The following is a 19,751-nucleotide window of genomic DNA, read 5'->3' on the forward strand; positions in this document are numbered from 1 at the left end:
AGCAACAGGAGAGAACCATGTCTCGACCAATCATTCTAACCACCGGCCAATGGGGCGATATGCCCCTCGAAACCCTGGCTCAAAAATTGAGCAGTTGGGGCTACGACGGCGTGGAACTGGGCAGCGGCGGCGACCATTTCGATGTGGAAGCCTGCCTCTCCAGCGACCGCTACGCCCGCGAGAAGAAAGACCTGCTGGAAAAATACGGGCTCAAATGCTACGCCATCTCCAATCACTGCGTTGGACAGTGCATCTGCGACGACATTCTCGATGAGCGCCACCAGGCCATCATTCCCGCCAGCGTGTGGGGCGATGGAAAAACCGAAGGCGTGCAGCGCCGCGCCGCCGAACACATGATGAACGCCGCCCGCGCCGCACGTCTGATGGGCGTGGACGTGATCACCGCCTTTACCGGCAGCAGCATCTGGCGCAAGCTCTACTTCTGGCCGCCCACCTCCGACTCGGTCATTGACGCCGGTTACCGTGACTTCGCCGAGCGTTTCACCCCCATCTTTGACGTTTTTGCCCAGGAGAAAGTGAAATTCGCTCTCGAAGTGCACCCCACTGAGATCGCCTACGACATCTACACCATGCAGCGCTCGCTCGAAGCGGTCAACTACCACCCCGCTTTCGGCATCAACTTTGACCCCAGCCACCTGGTTCATCAATTGATCAACCCGGTCAAGCTCATCGAAGCTTTTCCCGAGCGCATCTTCCATATGCACATCAAAGACTCCAAAGTGCGTCTCGACGGCAGCAATTCCATCCTTTCTTCGCACCTCAACTTTGGCGACCACCGCCGCGGGTGGGACTTCGTCTCCCCCGGTCACGGCGATGTGGATTGGGAGCATGTCTTCCGCACCCTCAACCGCATCAACTATCAGGGCGCCATGTCGATTGAGTGGGAAGACAGCGGCATGGACCGCGAATGGGGCGCGCAAGACGCCCTGGCCATGGTCAAGCGGATTAACTTTCCGCCTTCGGGCCAGGCCTTCGACTCAGCCTTCTCGCATAAAGCGTAAAGGCTCACACACAAACAGAAGTGAGTGAACACAGCATGCAGCATTTGAAAGACATCTTCGCCGGATACCCCTGCCTGGCCCTCACCAACGGGCTTCTCACCCTGCACGTCATGCAGAATGCCGGGCCGCGCATCATTGGTTTGCAGGCCGCTGAAGGCCCCAACCTGATGGCCGAAGTGCCCCTGGCCGGCGAGCAGCCCAACGAGTTCATTCCGCGCGGCGGCCAGCGCCTGTGGCATGCCCCCGAAGATCTGCGCCGCACCTACATCGCCGACAACGAACCGGTGTCTTTTGCCTTCAACGCGGAAAGCGTGCTGGTAACCCAAAACATTGAAAAAGAAACCGGCATCCAGAAATCGATGGAAATTTCCATGCCCACCGGCCGCGCCGAAGTGCGTGTGAAGTATGGGCTGCAAAACCACAATCTGTGGCCGGTTACGTTCGCGGCCTGGCCCATCGCCCAAATGCGCATGGGGGGCTTCGCCATTCTGCCTCAGTCCGCGCGCGCCACGGGGCTGCTCCCCAACCGCCGCCTGGTTATCTGGCCGTATACCGACATCCAATCCGAGAATATCGTGTTGGGCAACCGCTACATTTTCGTCCAAGCCCGCTACCAGGGCGAGCAAAAAGCCAAAATTGGCTGGCTCAACGACCGCGGCTGGATGGGCTACTACCTCGACAACACCCTCATCATCAAGCAGGCCCGTTTTGAACCGCAAGGCCAATATGTTGATATGGGGTGTAATATGGAATGCTACTGCGACCGGCGCTTTCTGGAAATGGAGACCCTCAGTCCCCTCACCAGCGTGCAGCCCGGCGGCACCCTGGAATACGAAGAAAAATGGTTGGTTTTTTCAAATCTTAACGTATCCATGAGCGAGGAAAGTATAGAGGAGGTGATTCGAGATTTGAATATCGAATAATCACTTTCATCGATCTGTCGCAAGAACGCATGCCAAAGTGAGTTATTCAAGTCTTAAAAAACAACCCATTACCAACCTTGGAGAACACAACCTCCTTGCGCCGGCGCTGTTCACCGGACGCAATCAAAAAAAGTGTGACATCTTCCTGCCAAACATACCGGTTTCGCCCCCTGGAAGATGGCGTTTATTGGAAAGAAGAGCGCCAAGCTCTTCACAAAAATACACCCAAATCTAGTTTAGGAGATAAAGAGATGAAAAAGTTGTTGGGTTTAATCATGGTTCTCTCGATGGTCCTGGCTCTGGCCGCTTGCGCCGCCCCCGTCGAAGAGACTGCGGCCCCCGAAGCTGCCGCCCCCGCCGAACAGGCTGCCGCCCCCACCGAAGCCCCCGCTGCTGAAGAAGCTGCCCCGGCTGCCGAAACGCCCAAAGTGATGGGCATCGTTATGCCGAACGCTACTCACGGTTTCACCGGTGAGAGCATCAAGCACGCCGAAGCCGCCGCCAAAGAACTGGCCGCCCAGTACGGTTTTGAATACAAATTCCTCACCGCTGGCGAAGCCTCTGAGCAGAACAACCACATCGACACCCTGCTCAACGAACAGGTTGACGTGGTCGTCCTCTGGCCGATGAACGGCGACGAACTGCGCTCTGCTGCCCAAAAAGTGATGGATGCCGGTATCCCGCTCGTGATCTACGACCGCCTGATCACCGACTTCACCCCCACTGTTGAATTCATGGGCGACAATGTAAAAATCGGTGAGATGACCGGTGAGTACTTCAACAATTACTTCGCCGATGAAATCGCCGCTGGCGAGACCATAAACATCCTTGAGTTCAAGGGCGACCTCTCGACCGTCCCCACTCAGCGCACCGATGGCTTCCTCTCCACCGCCTCTGAGCAGTTCAATATCGTGCAGTCCTTCACCACCGACTGGCAGCGCGCGAAGGCCATGGAACAGATGGAAACCTTCCTGAACACCAGCACCGATGAAGAAATCTCCAGCATCCAAGCCATCTTCACCCATGATGACGAAGTTGTTCTGGGCGTGTTGGATGCCATCGCCGCCTACAATGGCGCCGCTGAACTCAACATCCGCCTGATCTCTGGTGTTGGCGCTCGCCGCGAGAACATCGACACCTTCGCCCCTGTCAAAGAACAGTACGGCATCGACCAGGTGACCTACGCCTTCTCCCCCGCCCTCATCCGCCAGGCTGTTGAACTGGGCGCCGAAATCCTCAATGGTGGCAGCCCCTCTGGCCTGATCTTGGGCGAGACCGTCGAAGTCGACAACTCGAATGGCGAAGAGTTCCGCAATCACCCCATCTACATCACCCGCTACAGCCTCGAAGACTAAACTCGAGCTGGGTGTAAACCTGTAGATAAGAAGTAAGTATTTCTGGTGTTGGCCGGGCGCGCAAGCGCCTGGCCAGCACCAACCAATTTGAGAAATGCAATTTTTTACCTATTTATCGATATAATGATCCTGAATGTTTTTCCGCATGAGACTGTGACCACGATTAGGTGAAGCACATCACGGTAAGAGATGATCAGGAAAGGTAGGCTGTGAAATTATGTTGTTGGAAATGAAAGGGATCACCAAATTTTTCGGTCCTGTAAAAGCACTGGATAATGTGGATTTCACAGTGGCAGACTCGGAAATTCATGGCCTGCTGGGCGAAAATGGCGCCGGCAAGTCCACGTTGATGAACATTTTAGCCGGGGCGATTCATCCGACTCAGGGCGAGATCTTTATCGATGGCAATCGCATCGAAGAAATGTCCATCACCAAATCCAATGAGCTCGGAATCCGCTTTATTCACCAGGAACTGAATCTGGTCAATGACCTGACCGTTTTCGAGAACCTCTTTCTCGGTCAGGAACTGCTCACCAAAGGCGGTTTTTTGGATAAAAAGCAGATGATTGCCCGCTCAGCAGAAGTGCTGAAACGGATCAAACTGGATATTGATCCATTAACCCTCGTGGATGACCTGGAAGCCTCGCGTAAACAGCTTGTTGAAATTGCCAAAGCGCTGCTGTTTGAATCGAAATTAATCATCATGGATGAGCCGACCACTGCGCTGACCAACAAAGAGATCGAAATCCTCTTTGATATTATGCGCAGCCTCAAAGACCACGGGTTGAGCATCATCTTTATTTCACACAAAATGCCCGAGTTGTTTGAAATTTGCGATAAATACACCGTTCTGCGCGACGGCCAATTTATCGACTCAGGTTATTTCAAAGACATTGATGAGCAAAAAGCCACCAACCTGCTGGTTGGGCGCAGCATTGTCGACTCGCAGTTGGTGAAAGAAGATGTGCGCGGAGATGTCATCTTCACTGCCCAATCGCTCACCTGCAAAGGCTACTTTGAAAATGTGAGCTTTGATCTGCGCAAAGGCGAAGTTCTCGCCATTACCGGCCTGCACGGCGACGGCCGCAGCGAGCTTTCGGAGGCACTCTTTGGCGCGCGCGCGCTGACCTCTGGCAGCATCACCCTCCACGGCAAAGAACTGAAGCTGCACAGCATCCGCCAGGTGATGAAAGCCGGCATTGGTATGATCCCGCGCAACCGCAAAGAACGCTCCATCATCAAAGACCTCAGCATTCTAAACAATCTTTCGATAGCCTACTTCATCAGCAAGCATAACAAAGTGTTTATCTCCCGCAAGGAAGAGTTGGAACGCTTTCGGCGCAATCAGAAAATCACCGACATCAAAGTCGATGATCCTGATAACTATATTACCTCTCTGAGCGGTGGCAATCAGCAAAAAGTGATCGTCTCACGCTGGCTCGAGTTGGATTCCGATGTGTATATTATGGACAACCCAACCCAGGGCATTGACGTGGGCGCGAAATTTGAAATTTATAAGCTGATCAATGAGCTTGCCCGTCGGGGAAAAAGTCTCATTATCTTCAGCGCTGAATTCCCGGAGATTTACAAAATCGCGGACCGCTGCATTGTGATGTACAAGGGCCACATCAACGCCCAATTGAATCGAGATGAACTAAACGAAGTCAACGTTATGTACTATGCCACAGGCTCAAACTCGGAGGGTTTCAATGGGAAATCTGTTAAAAAAGATTAATTGGGAAAAAGTAAAGCAGTTCAATTCCAAATACTCTTACCTGGTCTCATTCATCGGATTGCTGATCTTTGCTACCATCATCAACCCGCGTTACTTCTCGTACCGCAACCTGTCCACGCTCATGCTGCAGGCGTCCATCAAGGGTATCATCACCCTGGGCATGTCCATCCTCATCATCGCCGGCATGATCGACCTTTCGGTTGGCTCGCTGGTGGCGCTGGTAGCGGGCCTCAGCGTGGTGGTGTTGAACACCACTGGCAATGTCTGGCTCATGCTGCTCTTCTGTATCATTTTTGGTGCAATCCTCGGCTCTATGAACGGTCTTCTGGTCACCAAGGGGAAAATTGCGCCCTTCATTGTTACCCTGGCCACCATGAGCGCATTCAGGTCGGTGATTGTGCAGCTTGGCCAGGGCGGCCCCTTCAACGTTGCCGCCGACATCCTGCCCAGCTTCCGCATGATCGCCGCCGGTGATGTCCTCGGCATTCCCAACCTGGCGCTCATCTTCGCGGTAATGACCGTGATCATCGCAGTGCTGATGGCCAAAACCAAGTTCGGTCGCTACGTCTACGCCGTCGGCTCCAACGAGCAGGCCGCCCGCCTGGCCGGTATCAATGTGGACCAGATCAAAACCTTGGCCTTCACCATCACCGGCTTGCTCACCGGTATCGCCGCCTTCTTGCTCACCTCTCGCCTCACCTCCATCACCGCTCCCAATGCCGGCCAATCCTTTGAGCTGGACGCGATTGCCGCGGTGGCCATCGGCGGCATCGCCATGACCGGCGGCCGTGGTGTAATTGCCGGTTCTTTCTTCGGCGCCATCATGCTGCAAATGATTGAAGGCATCCTCATCGCTGCCAAAATCCCGCCCTTCCTCAATGGTCTGGTCAAAGGCGTCATCATCATCTTCACCGTGCTGCTGCAGCGCAAGAAGAACAACGACTGATCTTATCTGTTTCATCTTTTCCTTAAGAACTGCTTCTGGCTTCAGAAGCAGTTTTTTTATTTTCAATACCCTCCACTGCCGTTGGAACTTCTCTCCACTTCACAACGTCTAAACCCTGCGGCAGACAGCGCCGGATAAATCGTTCTATAATCTAAATAGCGATTCATCATTGACCTCAACAGACATCATAAAGTGTTTCCCTCTGTACAGAAGGATATTCAATGAAAACCAATTCTCACACCCAAACCACCCGCCCGGTCAAGCGCAACGGGCTCATTCTGCTTAACCTGCTGGTGCTCATCAGCCTGGCCTGCGGGCTGCCAGGCTTTGCCAGCCGCCAGCCAACCCCAACCCAGGCCGAAGCCGCCGCTGAAGCCGCTCCGCCAAGCGGGCAAACGGCCGCGCCCACCGCGCAGCCAGTTCCCACCCAAGAGCTGCCACCCATGCCCCCCGCGGTTGTCGAAGTTCAGCCCATCCCCGGCAGCATGCTGGCCGCCCGCCAGCCCATCACCATCTACTTTAACCAGGAGATGGACCGCGAATCGGTGGAAAACAGCCTGAAAATTGAACCCGCCGCCGAGATCGACCTGGAGTGGCTTGACGATTCCACCCTCATTGTCACCCCGCAAGCCGCCGCCAGCGCAGAAGCTGGCTTCTCCTTAACCCTCGCTGAAGGCATCCAGGCCGCCAACGGCCTCACCCTCGCCGCGGATTACCTGGCCAGCTACCAGGCTCCCGGAGAGCTGCAAGTTCTGCAGGTGCTGCCCGCCGCCGGGCAGGAAGACGTTAACCCCGCTGCGCCGCTGGTGGTAGTTTTCAACCAGCCGGTGGTTCCGCTGGGCGGCCAACCCGAAGAAGCCCCCACTGCCTTCACCCTCAAACCCACTGCCAAAGGCAAAGGCGAATGGCTCAACACCAGCACCTATATTTTCTACCCCGACCCGGCGCTGAAGGGCGGCGAGACCTACCAGATCGACCTGAACCTCGCCGTTAAATCCGCCGCGGGCGCGTCTCTGGCCGCGGATGCCGCCCAGCCGCAAAGCTGGACCTTCAGCACCTCGCTGCCGCGTTTGCTCAGCGTGGAAACGCCCATCAATCGCGGCGAGATTGACCTTGACCCGCAGTTCACCTTCACCTTCAATCAGCCCATGGATACCCGCAGCGTAGAGAAAGCCATCAGCCTTTCCACAGCCGGAGATGAGCCCGCCGCTCTGCGCCTTGAGTGGAATGAGGACAACACCCAGCTGAAGGCCGCCCCCACAGAGCTGCTTGAGCGCGGCAAAGACTACAACCTCAGTCTCACTACCCAGGCCACCGCGCAGGGCGGCACGCCCCTGCAAGAAGCGCTGAACCGCAAATTCCGCACCGTTGGCGCGCTGCGTTTGTTAGGCTCCAGCCCCAACGTGAATCAACCCTGGGAGCACAGCAGCGGCTACGCGTTTATCACGCTGGAATTTAACGCGCCGCTGGCGCTGCAAAAATTCACCGATTTGGTGCGCTTCAATCCGCCCCTCACCAGTCCTTCCATATACACCGGCGGCACCGAGAACCGCTACCTGTATATCTCCGGCTTTGTCCAACCGCAAACGCGATACACCATCACTGTCAGCGCGGATCTGCGCGACAAATGGGGTGGAAAGATCAACCAGGCCTCCTCGCTGACCATCACTACCACCGACGCGCCCCCCATGCTGCGCGTTTCTGGCGCGCAGTCAGGCAACCTGCTCTTCCTCACCCCCGAACGCAGTGAGCTGGCGCTGGTCGGCCGCGGCATCCGCAACTTGCAGGTTGGCATTGCCCCTATAACCATTCAAGAATTTATCTCCTTCTCCAGCGCCTCCGCCGGCTATGAAGAAGTCAAAGCCCCGGCGTCGCTCGTTACCCGCACGGTTCCGCTTAACCTGCCGGCTAACCAGGCCGTCGCGACCAGCGTCAGCCTCTCCGCGAACCAGCAACCGCTGGCCCCTGGCCTGTACTACGTTTCCATCTCCTCTCCAGAATTGACCAACGACTGGTATTCCTTCCCCTACTACTACCTGCTGATCGTCAGCCCCAATAACGCCCTGATGAAGCGCTCCAGCAACGAAGTCAGCGTCTGGTCGGTGGAAATTGAAGACAACCAGCCGGTCGAAGGCCTGGAATATACCCTCTTCAGCCTGCAGGGGACTGCGCTAGACAGCGCCGCCTCCGATGAAGATGGGCTGGTGAACCTCACCCTGCCAGAAGACTTTATTGCCTACGATCCGGTGTATGCCTTCGCTGGCTCGCCTGGCAGCCCCAATTTCACCGCTGCGGTCAGCAACTGGTCAAACGAACTCGCTCCCTGGAATTTTGGCATCTCCACCGATCTGGCCCCCGCCAAATATAAAACCTACCTGTATACCGACCGGCCAATCTACCGGCCCGGACAGACCGTCTTTTACCGCGTTATCGTGCGCGACCACTATAACGCCCGTTACACCCAGCCCGACTTGAGCCAGGTGGAAGTAAAACTGTGGGGCGAATACTCGCCAGTAACCTACACACGCGCCGAGCTGGGAATTCAAACCCTCAAACTGGATGAATACGGCTCCGCTTCCGGCTCGTTTGAACTGCCCGTCGGCCAGCCCACCGGTTATTACACCCTCGAAGTGCAAGGCGACTATACGCAGGGTCTTTCCTTCCAGGTCGCCGAATATCGCAAGCCGGAAATTGACCTCACCGTTGCCTTTGACCAGTCCGATTGGGTTGGCTCCAGCGATGTTACCGCGCAAATTAACACCCAATACTTCTTTGGCGCTCCCGCTTCCGACCAGGAAATTTACTGGACACTCTACGCCCAGCCCGACAGCCTATACCTGCCGGGGGGCTACCAGACCGAATCCACGTCTTTCTTCTGGCAAAGGAAAGGAAACCTTTACATTGACCCGTACTACGGCGTCTATGTTGCCAGCGGCAGCGGTCGCACCGGTCTCACCGGCAGCCTCAACGTGGAAGTTACCGCAGACACGCTCGCCGGCAGCCTTGCCCCCGGCCAATCCTACCAATTTCTGCTCGAGGCGAATATCCAAAGCGGCACCGAGCTGGCCACGTCCGCGCGCGGTTCGGCCGCCTACCACCCCGCCCCCATCTACATCGGCGTGCGCCGCGAACAATGGAGCGGCAGCGCTGGCAAGCCCCTCGGCTTCTCAATTCTCACCACCGGCATTGACCAGAAAGAGTCTGGCGACCACGACCTGACCGCCCGCTTTGAAAAAGTGGACTGGCAGGAACTTGACCCAGAGGAAGTCCCCGCGGGCGAATCGCCCTATGTGCCCGTCTACACCGAAGTGGCCAGCACCAACCTCACCACCAGCCGCCAGGGCCAGGCGCGCGTGGAATTTACCCCCGCCGACCCCGGCACCTACCGTCTGACGGTCAGCGGCGAAGGCGCCCAGACCGAGGTGTGGCTGTGGGTAGCCGGAGCCGGTTCGGCCACCTGGCCGGTTGGCAAAGACAAGCAGATTCAAATCACTGCCAACGCCGAATCATACAAAATTGGACAGACTGCCCAAATCTTCATTCCCAACCCCTTCCCTGAACCCTCGCTGGCCCTCATCAGCATTGAGCGCGGCCGCGTGATGCGCTCTGAGGTGGTTGAGCTGGAGGACAGCAGCCTGGTATACGATTTGCCCATTCTAAAAGACGACAGCCCCAACATTTATGTCTCTGTCACCGTGCTCGGCTCAGCCAACCAGCGCCCCGATTACCGCCAGGGCTACCTGGCGCTGGAAGTCTCGCCTGAAGATTGGGTGCTGAACGTGGAAGCCCAGGCCACACCCGAAAAGGCCCAGCCAGGCGACCCGGTGCAGATCAACCTGCGCGTTACCGATGCGGACGGACAGCCCGTTCAGGGTGAATTTTCTCTGGCCCTCATAGACAAAGCCGTCCTCGCCCTGGCCGACCCGTTCAACCTCGGCCTGGTCGAAACCTTTTACGCCCCCATGCCGTTGGGCGTTACCAGCAGCCTGCTGCTCACATCCCTGGCTGAGAAAGAAATGGTGGCTGCCGAAGCGGTGATGGATCGCGGCGGCGGGGGCGGCGGAGGTGGAGCCATGGCCGCCACGGTCCGCCAGCAGTTCCCCGACACCGCCTTTTGGGCCGGAGACATCATCACCGACGCGGATGGCCGCGCCACCGTGAAAGTGCAGCTCCCCGACAACCTCACCACCTGGGTCGCCGATGTGCGCGGTCTGACCACCGATACCCGCGTGGGCGAATCCAGCACGCAGGTCGTTACCAGCAAAGATTTGCTCATCCGCCCCCAGACGCCACGCTTCCTAGTGGAAGACGATCACGTCCGCCTGGCGGCGGTGGTGAACAACACCACCGGCTCCAACTTGCGCCCCACCGTCTCGCTGCGTGCCACCGGCTTCACCCTCGACGAACCCACCCAGGCGGCGCAGGTCATTGACCTGCCGGCCGGGCAGAGCGTCCTCGTTACCTGGTGGGGCACCCCCGTCAAGGGCAGCGCCGAAGCCGACCTGGTGTTTGAGGCCAAAGCTGGTGACCTGAGCGACGCCTCGACCCCGGTGTGGGGCAAGCTGCCCATTTTGGGCTACCGCGCCCCGCAGACCTTTGGCACCGCCGGCGCGCTCTCTGAAGAAGGCCAGCGTTTGGAGGTCGTCAGCCTGCCGCGCAGTTTTGAGACCAACAGCGGCGAATTCATCGTGGAAATGGCGCCTTCGCTCACCTCGGTCGTCTTCAGCGCTATGCGCGTGCAAGAAACCTATTCCTACAACTATACCGAGCCGATCCTTTCGCGTATGCTGCCCAACCTGGCCATGCTGCGCGCCATTCAGGAGCTTTCGTTGGATGAAGCCACCCTGGAAGAGCAATTAAAGAAAGAAATCAGCGCCGGGCTCGAGCGTCTGATCATCCTGCAAACCTCCGAGGGTGGTTGGGGCTGGGCCAAAGACCAGCCCAGCAGCGCCGAGATCACCAGTTGGGCGCTTTTCGCCCTCAGCCAGGCGCGCCTGGCCGGCTTTGAGATCAACCCCGATACGTTCATGTTCGCCCAGTCTTACCTCAGCGGCGCAATCATCCAGCCCGGTCCGAATACCTCCGTCCTGGAATTGGACGGGCTGGCTTTCAACCTCTTCGCGTTGCGTCAGTCGGGCTACGAATACACCGACACCGGCGCGTTGTACCAATCGCGCGAGCGCCTTAACCCGTGGGGCAAAGCCCTGCTGGCCCTCACCATGCACGACCTCGACAGCCAGGACGAGCGCGTGGGTGTGCTGTTGAACGACTTGCAGCAGTCTGCCCTGCGCACCGCCACCGGCGCGCATTGGGAAGCCGAAGAAGCCGGCTGCCGCGAGATGTGCGCCCCGCGCGTAGACAGCGCCGCCGCCCTCTACGCCATCGCGCAGCTCGATCCCCAGTCACCGCTGATCATCGACGCCGCCCGCTACCTGGTGCTCTCGCGCAGCCCCAAAGGCGCCTGGAGCAACAGCTACGAAAACGCCTGGATGCTACTCGCCCTGATTGAATCCGCCCGCGCCAGCGGCGAGCTGAGCGGCGAGTACGACTTCTCGGCTGTGCTCAACGGCTCGCCCATCGCCGAAGGCAGTTTCAGCGGCACGCAAACCCTCAACCCGGTCGTCTCCACCGTGCCCGTCTCCGAGCTGCGCCCCAGTGGTCCCAACGCGCTGCTCTTCGACCACGGCGCCGGCGAAGGCTGGCTCTACTATCGCGCCTATCTGGAGCTTTTCCGCCCGGCCGCCAGCGCCCCCGCCATTGAGAAAGGCGTCTCGGTCGAACGCCGCTACACCCTCCCCGGCCAAACCACGCCGCTGGATGCCGCCAGCATCGCCGAGAGCAAAGGCCTGGTCGAAGTTCACCTCACCCTCGTCCTGCCGGAAGACCGCAACTACCTGGTGTTGGAAGATTACATCCCCGCCGGGGCAGAAATCGTGGACCCCAAGCTCAAGACCAGCCAGCGCCAGATCCCGATGAATAGCGAGGATCAGTCCGCCTATATTGGCCGCGAATGGGGCTGGTGGTACTTCTACAACCCCGAGATTCACGATGATCACCTGCGCTGGGTGGCGCGCTTCGTCCCCGCCGGCACGTACCAGGTCACTTACTTGATCAATCTGCTCCAACCCGGCGAATACCAGGTCATCCCCACCCACGCCTTGGAATACTACTTCCCCGAAGTCGAAGGCACCAGCCCCGGCTCCAAATTCACCATCGAACCCTGATCGCTCACACGCATAAAAAAACCGCCTCCCCCAGAATGCGCCGGGGGAGGCGGTCAATTTTCATCTCGGTTTCTATATCATCGCCCAAAGCAGATCATCCGCCCTCAACACCGAATGAAAAAAAGTAGGGTGGGTGCAGAGGCATGAGAAAGTTGGTATTTCAACGAGTTAGCTGCCCCGAAAACCACCAAAGGTTGCATCTACGGCGGGTTTCGGACAGTTTCAGAAAAATCTACCTCAAAACAGACAATCTGCCCTCAACACCGCCCTACAAGAGAATTGCCTTCGCCCATCCGCCCAATGAAAATAAACTTGGGGTGGGGTCCGTACTCACACCCCCAGCTCGGAAAAACCGTTCTCCACTCGTTCGACCAGGGCGCGCTTCTCCTCGGCTGGCAGCAGCGTTGCCCGCGCCGCGTTCAACGTGAGCTGCTTCAACTGCTCGCGCGGCATACCAAACACCTGCGCGCAGATCAGAAACTCGCGCGTCAAACTGGTATTGAACAGCGCCGGGTCGTCTGAATTGACCGTTACATACAATCCTTCGGCCAGCAAGCGCGGCAGCGGATGCGCTTCTATTCGATCCACCACTTTTAAGCACACATTACTCGTCGGGCACACCTCCAGCGGGATCTGCCGCTCGCGCAGCACATCCACCAGCCGCGCGTCTTCCAGGCAGCGCACCCCGTGACCAATCCGCCGCGCCCCCAACGTGTTGACCGCACCCCAAATGCTGGCGGGGCCTTCCGTCTCGCCCGCGTGCGGAACGCTGGGCAGCCCCGCCGCCAGCACCTTGCGGAATGAGTCGCTGAAGCGCTCTGGCGGGTACCCCACCTCCGGACCGCCCAGTCCCAGCGCCGCCACCAGACCGTTCCCGGCGGTTTGCAGCACCCAATCGGCGGTGTAATGCCCATCTTCAGAGCTGATCATGCGCGGAATATCCAGCACCAGGCGCATTTCTATCCCCAGATCCTTCTTCGCCCATTCATTGGCACGCCGCAGCGCGGCCATCTGCTCCTCAAACGCAATTCCGTTGCGAAAGTGCGTGTCGGCCGTGAAGGTTACTTCCGAGTAAAGGATGTTCTGCTCTGCCTGCCCGGCCAAAAAATCGCGTGCGATCAACTCAATATCGTCCGCGCAGCGAATACAGCTTGAAATCGTCTTATAAATCTCAATGAAGTGATCAAAATCGCGAAACGTGAACCACTCCTGCAGCCCGGCAGCCGTGCTGGCCGGCAGCGCCACCCCGTAACGGCCGGCCAGCTTGAGCAGCGTCTGCGGGCGGATTGAGCCTTCCAGGTGCACATGCAGCTCCACTTTTGGCATCATCTCAACAAATTTCTCGATTTGCATCATGGCTCCGTTTCGTTTGGTAACCGCTTAGCGCGCCAGCCAACGGTTGAAAAAGCGCGCGATAGTCCCGTACAGTTCAGGGTTATTGGCCTCGAACAGTTTATCGCCATTCTGGAAGTTGCCCAGCATCCCAATCACCAGACTGGCCAGCGCCAGCCCCGCGAACCCGGCTGCCAGCGCCGCCTTCCACCCCGGTCTGCCTCGCAGAGCCTCCCAGCCCCACCACAGACCGAAGGCCGCCAATAAAAACAGCAGAAAATACGCGTCGTTCAAATAACGCATAGAAGAAGAAATAAACACAGCCAGCAGCGCCGTATTAATCAACGCGCCCCCCGCCGCGCTGGCAAAAAACAACCCGCGCAGCCGCCCGTTCTCGCCCGCTCCCACCGGCCATCGCGCGCCGCCCAGCCAGTCCCAGCCCGCGCGCAGCCAGCCGATCACCGGCGCCAGCAGCAGCAACAGCAGCGGCGCGGAGAACAGATAACCCGCGATTGGCTCGGAATAGTAATACGTCTCAGGCAGCCGTAAAAAGGTCGGCCACATATTCTCTTGAAGGAAGGGCGTGAAAACAAATGGGAATCCATCGCGCTCGATCACCGGCGGGCGCAGCACAATGTTATACAGGTTGGGGATCACATACTCCAGCGAGAACACCCTGCTGTAATCGGCAGGCAGGGCCATGCCGGTCAGTTGATAGCGGTGACCCGTCTCCAGTGGACTGCCAAAGCGCGCCGCGTTGTACCACAGCAGCGCCCCCGCCCACAGCGTCAGGGGAAGCAGCATCACCCCCAGTTTGCCCAAACGGTCCGGCTCAACCCTCAGCTTGCCCTTGCGCAGCAGCGTGTAGCCCGCGAAAACCGCAAACAAGAACACCACCACCAGCCCATAGTTAAAACGGCAGCCCACCGCCGCTCCCCAGGCGAAACCCGCCGCCAGCCACCAGGCGCGCCCTCCGCGCTCCTCCAGCGATTCCGCGCCGCGCAGCGCGGCATACAGCCCTGCCAGCAGGAAGAACTGCCCCCCCGCGATGGCCGTCTCGTACACCGTTGGGCGGTTGATCAGCCACAGCGGCGGCAGGCTCAACATCCCAGCCAGCAGCAGCACGCCGCCCGTCCACGCCGGAACACCGTGAAACAACCGCGCCCTCATCCAGTGCAGCAGCAGGCCCAAACAGACGGTGATTCCCGTGAAAAAACCAAACAACAAAAACTGGTCTTCCACCACCACGCCCGGCGCAAAGACCTTCACCCCCAACGCGACCAGCGCCGGCACCGGCCCCCAATACAGGTAGTACTTTCCCTGGTAGAGCGTCGCGTCCCACAGGTGTGGAATGCCTTCGCGGGCGCGCCAGTCGTATGGGTTGGACAGGTCCAGCAGGGCTTGCGGCGGCGCTTCCAGCAGCGCCAGCTCACCGGCGCGGAACGCCTCGGCCTGCAGATCAAAATAGCCCCAATAGGGCGTCCAGCGTGTCAGCGTCCCGCTGGTAATATACCACAAGGCAATCAGCACCGCCGCCGCGCCACAAACGGTCAGCCACACGCCGTCTGGTTTATGCGCCGCTGGCGCGACCTGCGCGCTTTCATCGCTGACAATCGGTTTCCTTTCGCGCAGCCGCCCCGCCCACAGCGAGAGGCCCAGCGCGGCCAGCCCTGCCCCTCCGGTCACCGCCATTAGCAGGCGGCTGGCGCCCCAATCGGGCGTGTGATCGATCCCCAACCGGTAAGCCAGCACCGCCAGGCCCAGCAAAGCCAGGCAGACCAGGCCAAATAGAATGACAAGCACCAAGCGGATCGTTCTTCTTAAGTTCAGCATGCGGCCCTCACGCTTTCGAGAATGGTCAAACCATGCAGAAATCATTTTAACCCACCGCCCTTGTTTTGAACAGCAGCCCCCTTGCCTGCTCACCTCGCGTCATCAACGGTGTCGATGGACGCTATCAATGCCCGTTTTCTATATTCGTTCTTTAATTCACGAATTGGATAAATAACAGGAAATTTGACCATTTATTCCATTACAACCATCACATGACATTTGTCATTTGCGGGAGTATAAGTGTACCCAGGGTTTTTAATCCCGTTCATTATCATTACGCCCTCAAGGAGTCCCAAAGAAATGATATACATCCTCATAGCAGCCGGACTACTGGTGTGTGCAATCCAGTCCATCCGGTCACCAAGAATGCTGCTTTCAGCCATCTGGTTGGCCGGTGCGAGCGCTCTCACCGCCCTGATGTTGTACATGCTCGGCGCCCCCGAAGTTGCCGTCATTGAACTCAGTGTCGGCGCGGGCCTGGTAACGGTCTTATTTGTTTTTGCCATCAATATTTCCGGCGAAGAACTACAGCTCAATCACCATTCCATTCCCCAAACCCTGGTGTGGGCTGTGCTTTTTATTGTTGTCACCCTGGCTGGCCTGCTCAGCCTGCCGGCCCTCAATACCCCCTTCTCCGGCCCCGATCAGGCCACCCATTTGCAAACCACCCTGTGGGAAGACCGCAGCCTGGACATGCTCCTGCAAATCCTGCTCATTTTTGCCGGTGTGCTGGGCGTGCTCAGCCTGTTGAGCGGGCAGGAGAATAAATTCCCCAAAGGAAAAGACTCAAAATGAATCTCAATGCCGCTTCCATCGCCTTCATCGCCGTCATTGGCCTGCTGGGAATTGGCCTCTATGGTGTCTTAATCACCCGCAACCTGATTAAAGTGGTCGTCGCTCTGCAGGTCCTTGTCAAAGGCGCGATGATCTTCATCGTCCTGGCCGGGCATCTGGTCGGCCAGATTGAAATTGGCCAGAGCATGGCTCTTACCGTTATCGTCGCCGATACCATTGTCGCCGTTATTGGCCTGGCGCTGGCCGTGCAAATCCGCCGCCACTTTGGCACCCTCGACGTAAAAGCCCTCACCACCCTGCGGAGATAATTTCATGGCAGCTATCCTTATTGTTTGCTTGATCGGTGTACCGTGGTTGGGCGCTGTGCTGGTCTGGCTGGCCGGCGACCGCCGCCCCGGCCTTCAACATTCTCTGGCAGTCCTATCCTCCATCCTGACCGCTGGCGCGTCCCTTTACCTGGTGTTCCTCAACCAGTCTCAACCCGCCCTCGCCATCCCCATGGGCTCGGCTTTCGGAGACTTCACCTTCACCCCCGACGGTCTGGGCGTCTTCCTTGCCGCTGTTGCCGCTGTTGTCGGCAGCCTGGCGGTCATTTATTCCGTGGACTACATGCGCGGCGCGGCTCAGGTGGGGCGCTACTACGCCATGGTGCTTTTCTTCATCGGCGCCATGATCGGCCTGGTGCTTACCAGCAATCTGCTGCTGATGTTCTTCTTCTGGGAGATCACCGCGCTTACCTCTTACAGTCTCATCTCCTTCTATAACGACGATCCCAAAGCCGTCGCGGGCGGCCTGAAAGCCCTCATTATTACCCAACTGGGCGGCCTGGGTATGCTGGCCGGCGCGCTGGTGATCTACAGCCAGCTCGGCACCTACGACCTCAACGTCTTTCTGGCCAATCACGCCCAGATGGACCCTCTCTGGCTGAAGATCGCCGCTTTCGGCTTCCTGGCCGCCGCCGCTGCCAAGTCCTCACAGTTTCCCTTCCACACCTGGCTGCCCGACGCGATGGAAGCTCCTTCACCCATCAGCGCCCTCATTCACGCCGCCACCATGGTGAACGCCGGTGTGTACCTGCTGGCGCGCTTCTTCCCCGCCTTTGAAGGCGTGCCCGGCTGGCGCACCGCGGTCATCATTGTTGGCGCGGTTTCAGCTCTCATCGCCGCGGTGATGACTCTCTTCGCCAATGATCTCAAGCGCGTGCTGGCCTATTCCACCGTCAGCCAGTTGGGCTACATGGTTTACGCGGTTGGCGCTGGCGGCATTTTTGCCAGCCAGCTGCACCTGATGAGCCACTCGGTCTTCAAAGCCCTGCTCTTCCTGGCCGCCGGAACGGTGATCCACGCCGTTGGCACGCGCGACCTGCGCCAGATGGGCGGGTTGGGCCGCCAGATGCCCCTCACCCAGGTGGTTTTCATCCTCGGCGCTTTGTCGCTGGCCGGTATCCCAGTGATGAATGGATTCTGGTCTAAAGAGCTGATCCTCGAAGCCGGTCTGGAGCATGCATCGCTGTGGTCTTACCTGGTCATGCTCTTCACCGCCGGTCTGACCGCGCTCTACACCTTCCGTGTTGTCTGGCTGGTTTTCTTTGGCGAGCCCCGCTCTCACCTGCACGCCCACGACGCCACCCCATTTATGCGCGTGTCGCTGGTTGTGCTGGCGTGTGGCACTTTTACCACCTGGCTGCTCGCCGGGCCGTTCGCCCGCCTGTTGGGCACCACCCTGCCGTTCCACCACTTTGAATTTGAAACCACGTGGGAAGTCGTCTTTGAAGTTCTCACCGCCCCAGCCACTCTCGTCGCCCTGGCCGTAGTCGCGCTGGGCCTGCTGGCCTGGTGGCGGCGCGAGCACCTGTTGAGCCTGCAAAAACGCCTGGCCTTTTTGCAGCCCGCGGCCGAGAGCGCATTTGGTTTCGACTTGCTCAATCAGATTATTGTCACCATCACCAACGCCCTCGCCAGCGGACTTCGTGTGACCCAGACCGGCGATCTAAACTGGAACATTTTTGCCATTGTGACCGCCCTGGCGGTGATCCTGGCGATCCTCGCTGTGGGAGTTTAATTCATGAACGCAAACACCGCATTATTGACCCTTTTTGCTCTACCCTTGCTGGCATCGCCCGTGATTTATCTGGTTGGGCGCATCACCGTCAAACTTACCCGCAGACACACCGCCGGATGGCCTGCACGCAGTCTCACAATCGCTGTGCTGCTGGCCGCCTTGGCGCCCCTCTACTACGCGGCGCAGTCCTTCTCCATTAACGGTCCTTATGAGCTGCATCTGCACCAGATTGCCCTGCGCCTCGATGGCATCAGCCTGCTGATGTCATTCGTGGCGATTGTGCTGGGTCTGGTGGTAGCGCTCTTCTCCAGCCGCTACATGTCCGGCGAAGAAAATGAAGAGAAATTCTACGCCCTGCTGGCCGCCCTGGTGGGCGCGCTGATCGGCATGGGCTGCGCTGTAGACCTCTTTAACCTGTGGGTCTGGTTCGAGGCCATGTCCATCGCCTCGGTCATGCTGGTTGCCTTCTATAAAAACCAGCCTGCCGCCCTGGAAGCCTCGATCAAGTACCTGGTGCAGTCGGCGGTTGGTTCAGTGTTCATCCTGTTTGGCATCTCGCTGGTGTACGCCTTCGCGGGCGCGCTCAACCTGAGTGCCGTGCAGACCAACCTCACCCAGCCGTCTCCCCTGCTGATGGTCGCCGCCGCCCTGTTTGTGATCGGGTTCGGGGTCAAAGCCGCCCTGGTTCCTCTGCATACCTGGCTGCCCGACGCCCACTCTCAGGCCCCCAGCGGCATCAGCGCCATGCTTTCAGGCGTTGTCATCGAAGCCGCTCTGATGGCCCTGCTGCGAGTCCTGGCCAGCCTCACCGACGCGAGTATCAGCCCGGGTGTGATTCTGCTGGTCTTCGGCGCGCTCAATATCATGGTTGGCAATCTCATGGCCCTGCGCCAGACCCAGGTGAAGCGCCTGCTGGCTTATTCCAGCGTCGCGCACATGGGCTACATCCTGCTCGGTTTTGGTTTTAGCCTGGCTTACGGCAGTCTCAACGGCGCTCAAGGCGCGTTTTTCCATATTCTCAACCACGCCGCCATGAAAGGCCTCGCCTTTCTTTCGGTGGGCGCCATCATGTATGTGCTGCTGATCGCCAACCACAACCACCGTGCCCTTGAGGTGGAAGACCTGAATGGCCTGTCACAGCGCTATCCGCTGCTGGCTCTCACCCTCAGCCTGGCGGTCCTCGCGCTGGGCGGCATGCCGCCTCTGGCGGGCTTCATGTCCAAATGGCAGATCTTTGTCGCCGGGGCGCAGGCCTCCAGCCCGGCCATCCTCGCGCTGGTGGTCTTTGCCGGGCTTAACAGCGTGCTGTCCCTGGGTTACTACGCCCCGCTGGTCAACCGCATGTACCGCCGCCAGCCCGCGGATGTGATTGCGGCCGGTAAACCGCTGACTTTCAGCCTGGCCCTTTCGCTGGTGCTGCTCAGCCTGCCGGTTGTCATTCTGGGATTTTGGCCGTCCCTCGCCGCTCCCCTCACCGAACTCGCCGCGCGCGCCCTTCTGGCCGCCTTTGGTCTCTAAGCATAAA

12 protein-coding genes are annotated in these 19,751 nt (G+C 58.7%); 10 read left to right on the forward strand and 2 right to left on the reverse strand.

The window, feature by feature from the left end:
• Positions 1 to 17 precede the first annotated feature (17 nt).
• The 6 genes from ADN00_RS04270 (at position 18) to ADN00_RS04295 (ending at position 12,205) form a co-directional block, all read left to right on the forward strand.
• Entirely contained in the window at positions 18 to 1,022 is a 1,005-nt protein-coding gene (locus tag ADN00_RS04270; protein ID WP_075061711.1) for a sugar phosphate isomerase/epimerase family protein, read from the forward strand.
• 35 nt (positions 1,023 to 1,057) lie between these two features.
• Complete coding sequence (locus tag ADN00_RS04275) at positions 1,058 to 1,945, forward strand: hypothetical protein (protein ID WP_075061712.1); 888 nt, start codon at positions 1,058 to 1,060, stop codon at positions 1,943 to 1,945.
• Positions 1,946 to 2,196: 251 nt separating this feature from the next.
• Positions 2,197 to 3,300 (forward strand): substrate-binding domain-containing protein, encoded by a 1,104-nt coding sequence (locus ADN00_RS04280; protein WP_075061713.1) that lies wholly within the window; start codon positions 2,197 to 2,199, stop codon positions 3,298 to 3,300.
• Positions 3,301 to 3,517: 217 nt separating this feature from the next.
• Positions 3,518 to 5,035: a sugar ABC transporter ATP-binding protein gene (locus ADN00_RS04285; RefSeq protein WP_075061714.1), complete on the forward strand. Its 1,518-nt coding sequence runs from the start codon at positions 3,518 to 3,520 to the stop codon at positions 5,033 to 5,035.
• A complete protein-coding gene (locus ADN00_RS04290; protein ID WP_075061715.1) occupies positions 5,010 to 5,981 on the forward strand; it encodes an ABC transporter permease in 972 nt (323 codons plus the stop codon). Before ADN00_RS04285 ends, ADN00_RS04290 begins: the two co-directional genes overlap by 26 nt.
• A gap of 221 nt (positions 5,982 to 6,202) precedes the next feature.
• Positions 6,203 to 12,205, forward strand: coding sequence for an Ig-like domain-containing alpha-2-macroglobulin family protein (locus ADN00_RS04295; protein WP_075061716.1), 6,003 nt, complete (start codon positions 6,203 to 6,205; stop codon positions 12,203 to 12,205).
• Positions 12,206 to 12,535: 330 nt separating this feature from the next.
• Here the strand turns inward: ADN00_RS04295 and add are convergent, their stop codons facing one another.
• Together add and ADN00_RS04305 are read right to left on the reverse strand one after the other, a co-directional pair.
• The gene (gene add, locus ADN00_RS04300; RefSeq protein ID WP_075061891.1) at positions 12,536 to 13,558 is read right to left on the reverse strand and encodes an adenosine deaminase; all 1,023 of its coding nucleotides are present in this window, start codon (positions 13,556 to 13,558) and stop codon (positions 12,536 to 12,538) included.
• Between the two features lie 27 nt (positions 13,559 to 13,585).
• Positions 13,586 to 15,415, reverse strand: coding sequence for a hypothetical protein (locus ADN00_RS04305; RefSeq protein WP_152966254.1), 1,830 nt, complete (start codon positions 15,413 to 15,415; stop codon positions 13,586 to 13,588).
• 255 nt (positions 15,416 to 15,670) lie between these two features.
• Here ADN00_RS04305 and ADN00_RS04310 point away from each other — a divergent pair, with 255 nt between their 5' ends.
• From ADN00_RS04310 to ADN00_RS04325, 4 genes are read left to right on the forward strand one after another with little or no spacing between them, the layout of a single operon-like run.
• Entirely contained in the window at positions 15,671 to 16,165 is a 495-nt protein-coding gene (locus ADN00_RS04310) for an NADH-quinone oxidoreductase subunit J (RefSeq protein WP_075061718.1), read from the forward strand.
• The gene (locus ADN00_RS04315; RefSeq protein WP_075061719.1) at positions 16,162 to 16,473 is read left to right on the forward strand and encodes an NADH-quinone oxidoreductase subunit NuoK; all 312 of its coding nucleotides are present in this window, start codon (positions 16,162 to 16,164) and stop codon (positions 16,471 to 16,473) included. The genes ADN00_RS04310 and ADN00_RS04315 overlap by 4 nt, the downstream gene beginning before the upstream one ends.
• A gap of 4 nt (positions 16,474 to 16,477) precedes the next feature.
• Complete coding sequence (locus ADN00_RS04320; protein ID WP_075061720.1) at positions 16,478 to 18,226, forward strand: NADH-quinone oxidoreductase subunit 5 family protein; 1,749 nt, start codon at positions 16,478 to 16,480, stop codon at positions 18,224 to 18,226.
• Positions 18,227 to 18,229: 3 nt separating this feature from the next.
• Positions 18,230 to 19,744 carry a complex I subunit 5 family protein gene (locus ADN00_RS04325; RefSeq protein ID WP_075061721.1) on the forward strand — a complete coding sequence of 505 codons (1,515 nt, stop codon included), beginning with the start codon at positions 18,230 to 18,232 and terminating at the stop codon, positions 19,742 to 19,744.
• Positions 19,745 to 19,751 lie beyond the last annotated feature (7 nt).

The sequence above is a fragment of the Ornatilinea apprima genome, assembly GCF_001306115.1.
GTDB classification, from domain to species: Bacteria; Chloroflexota; Anaerolineae; order Anaerolineales; family Anaerolineaceae; genus Ornatilinea; species Ornatilinea apprima.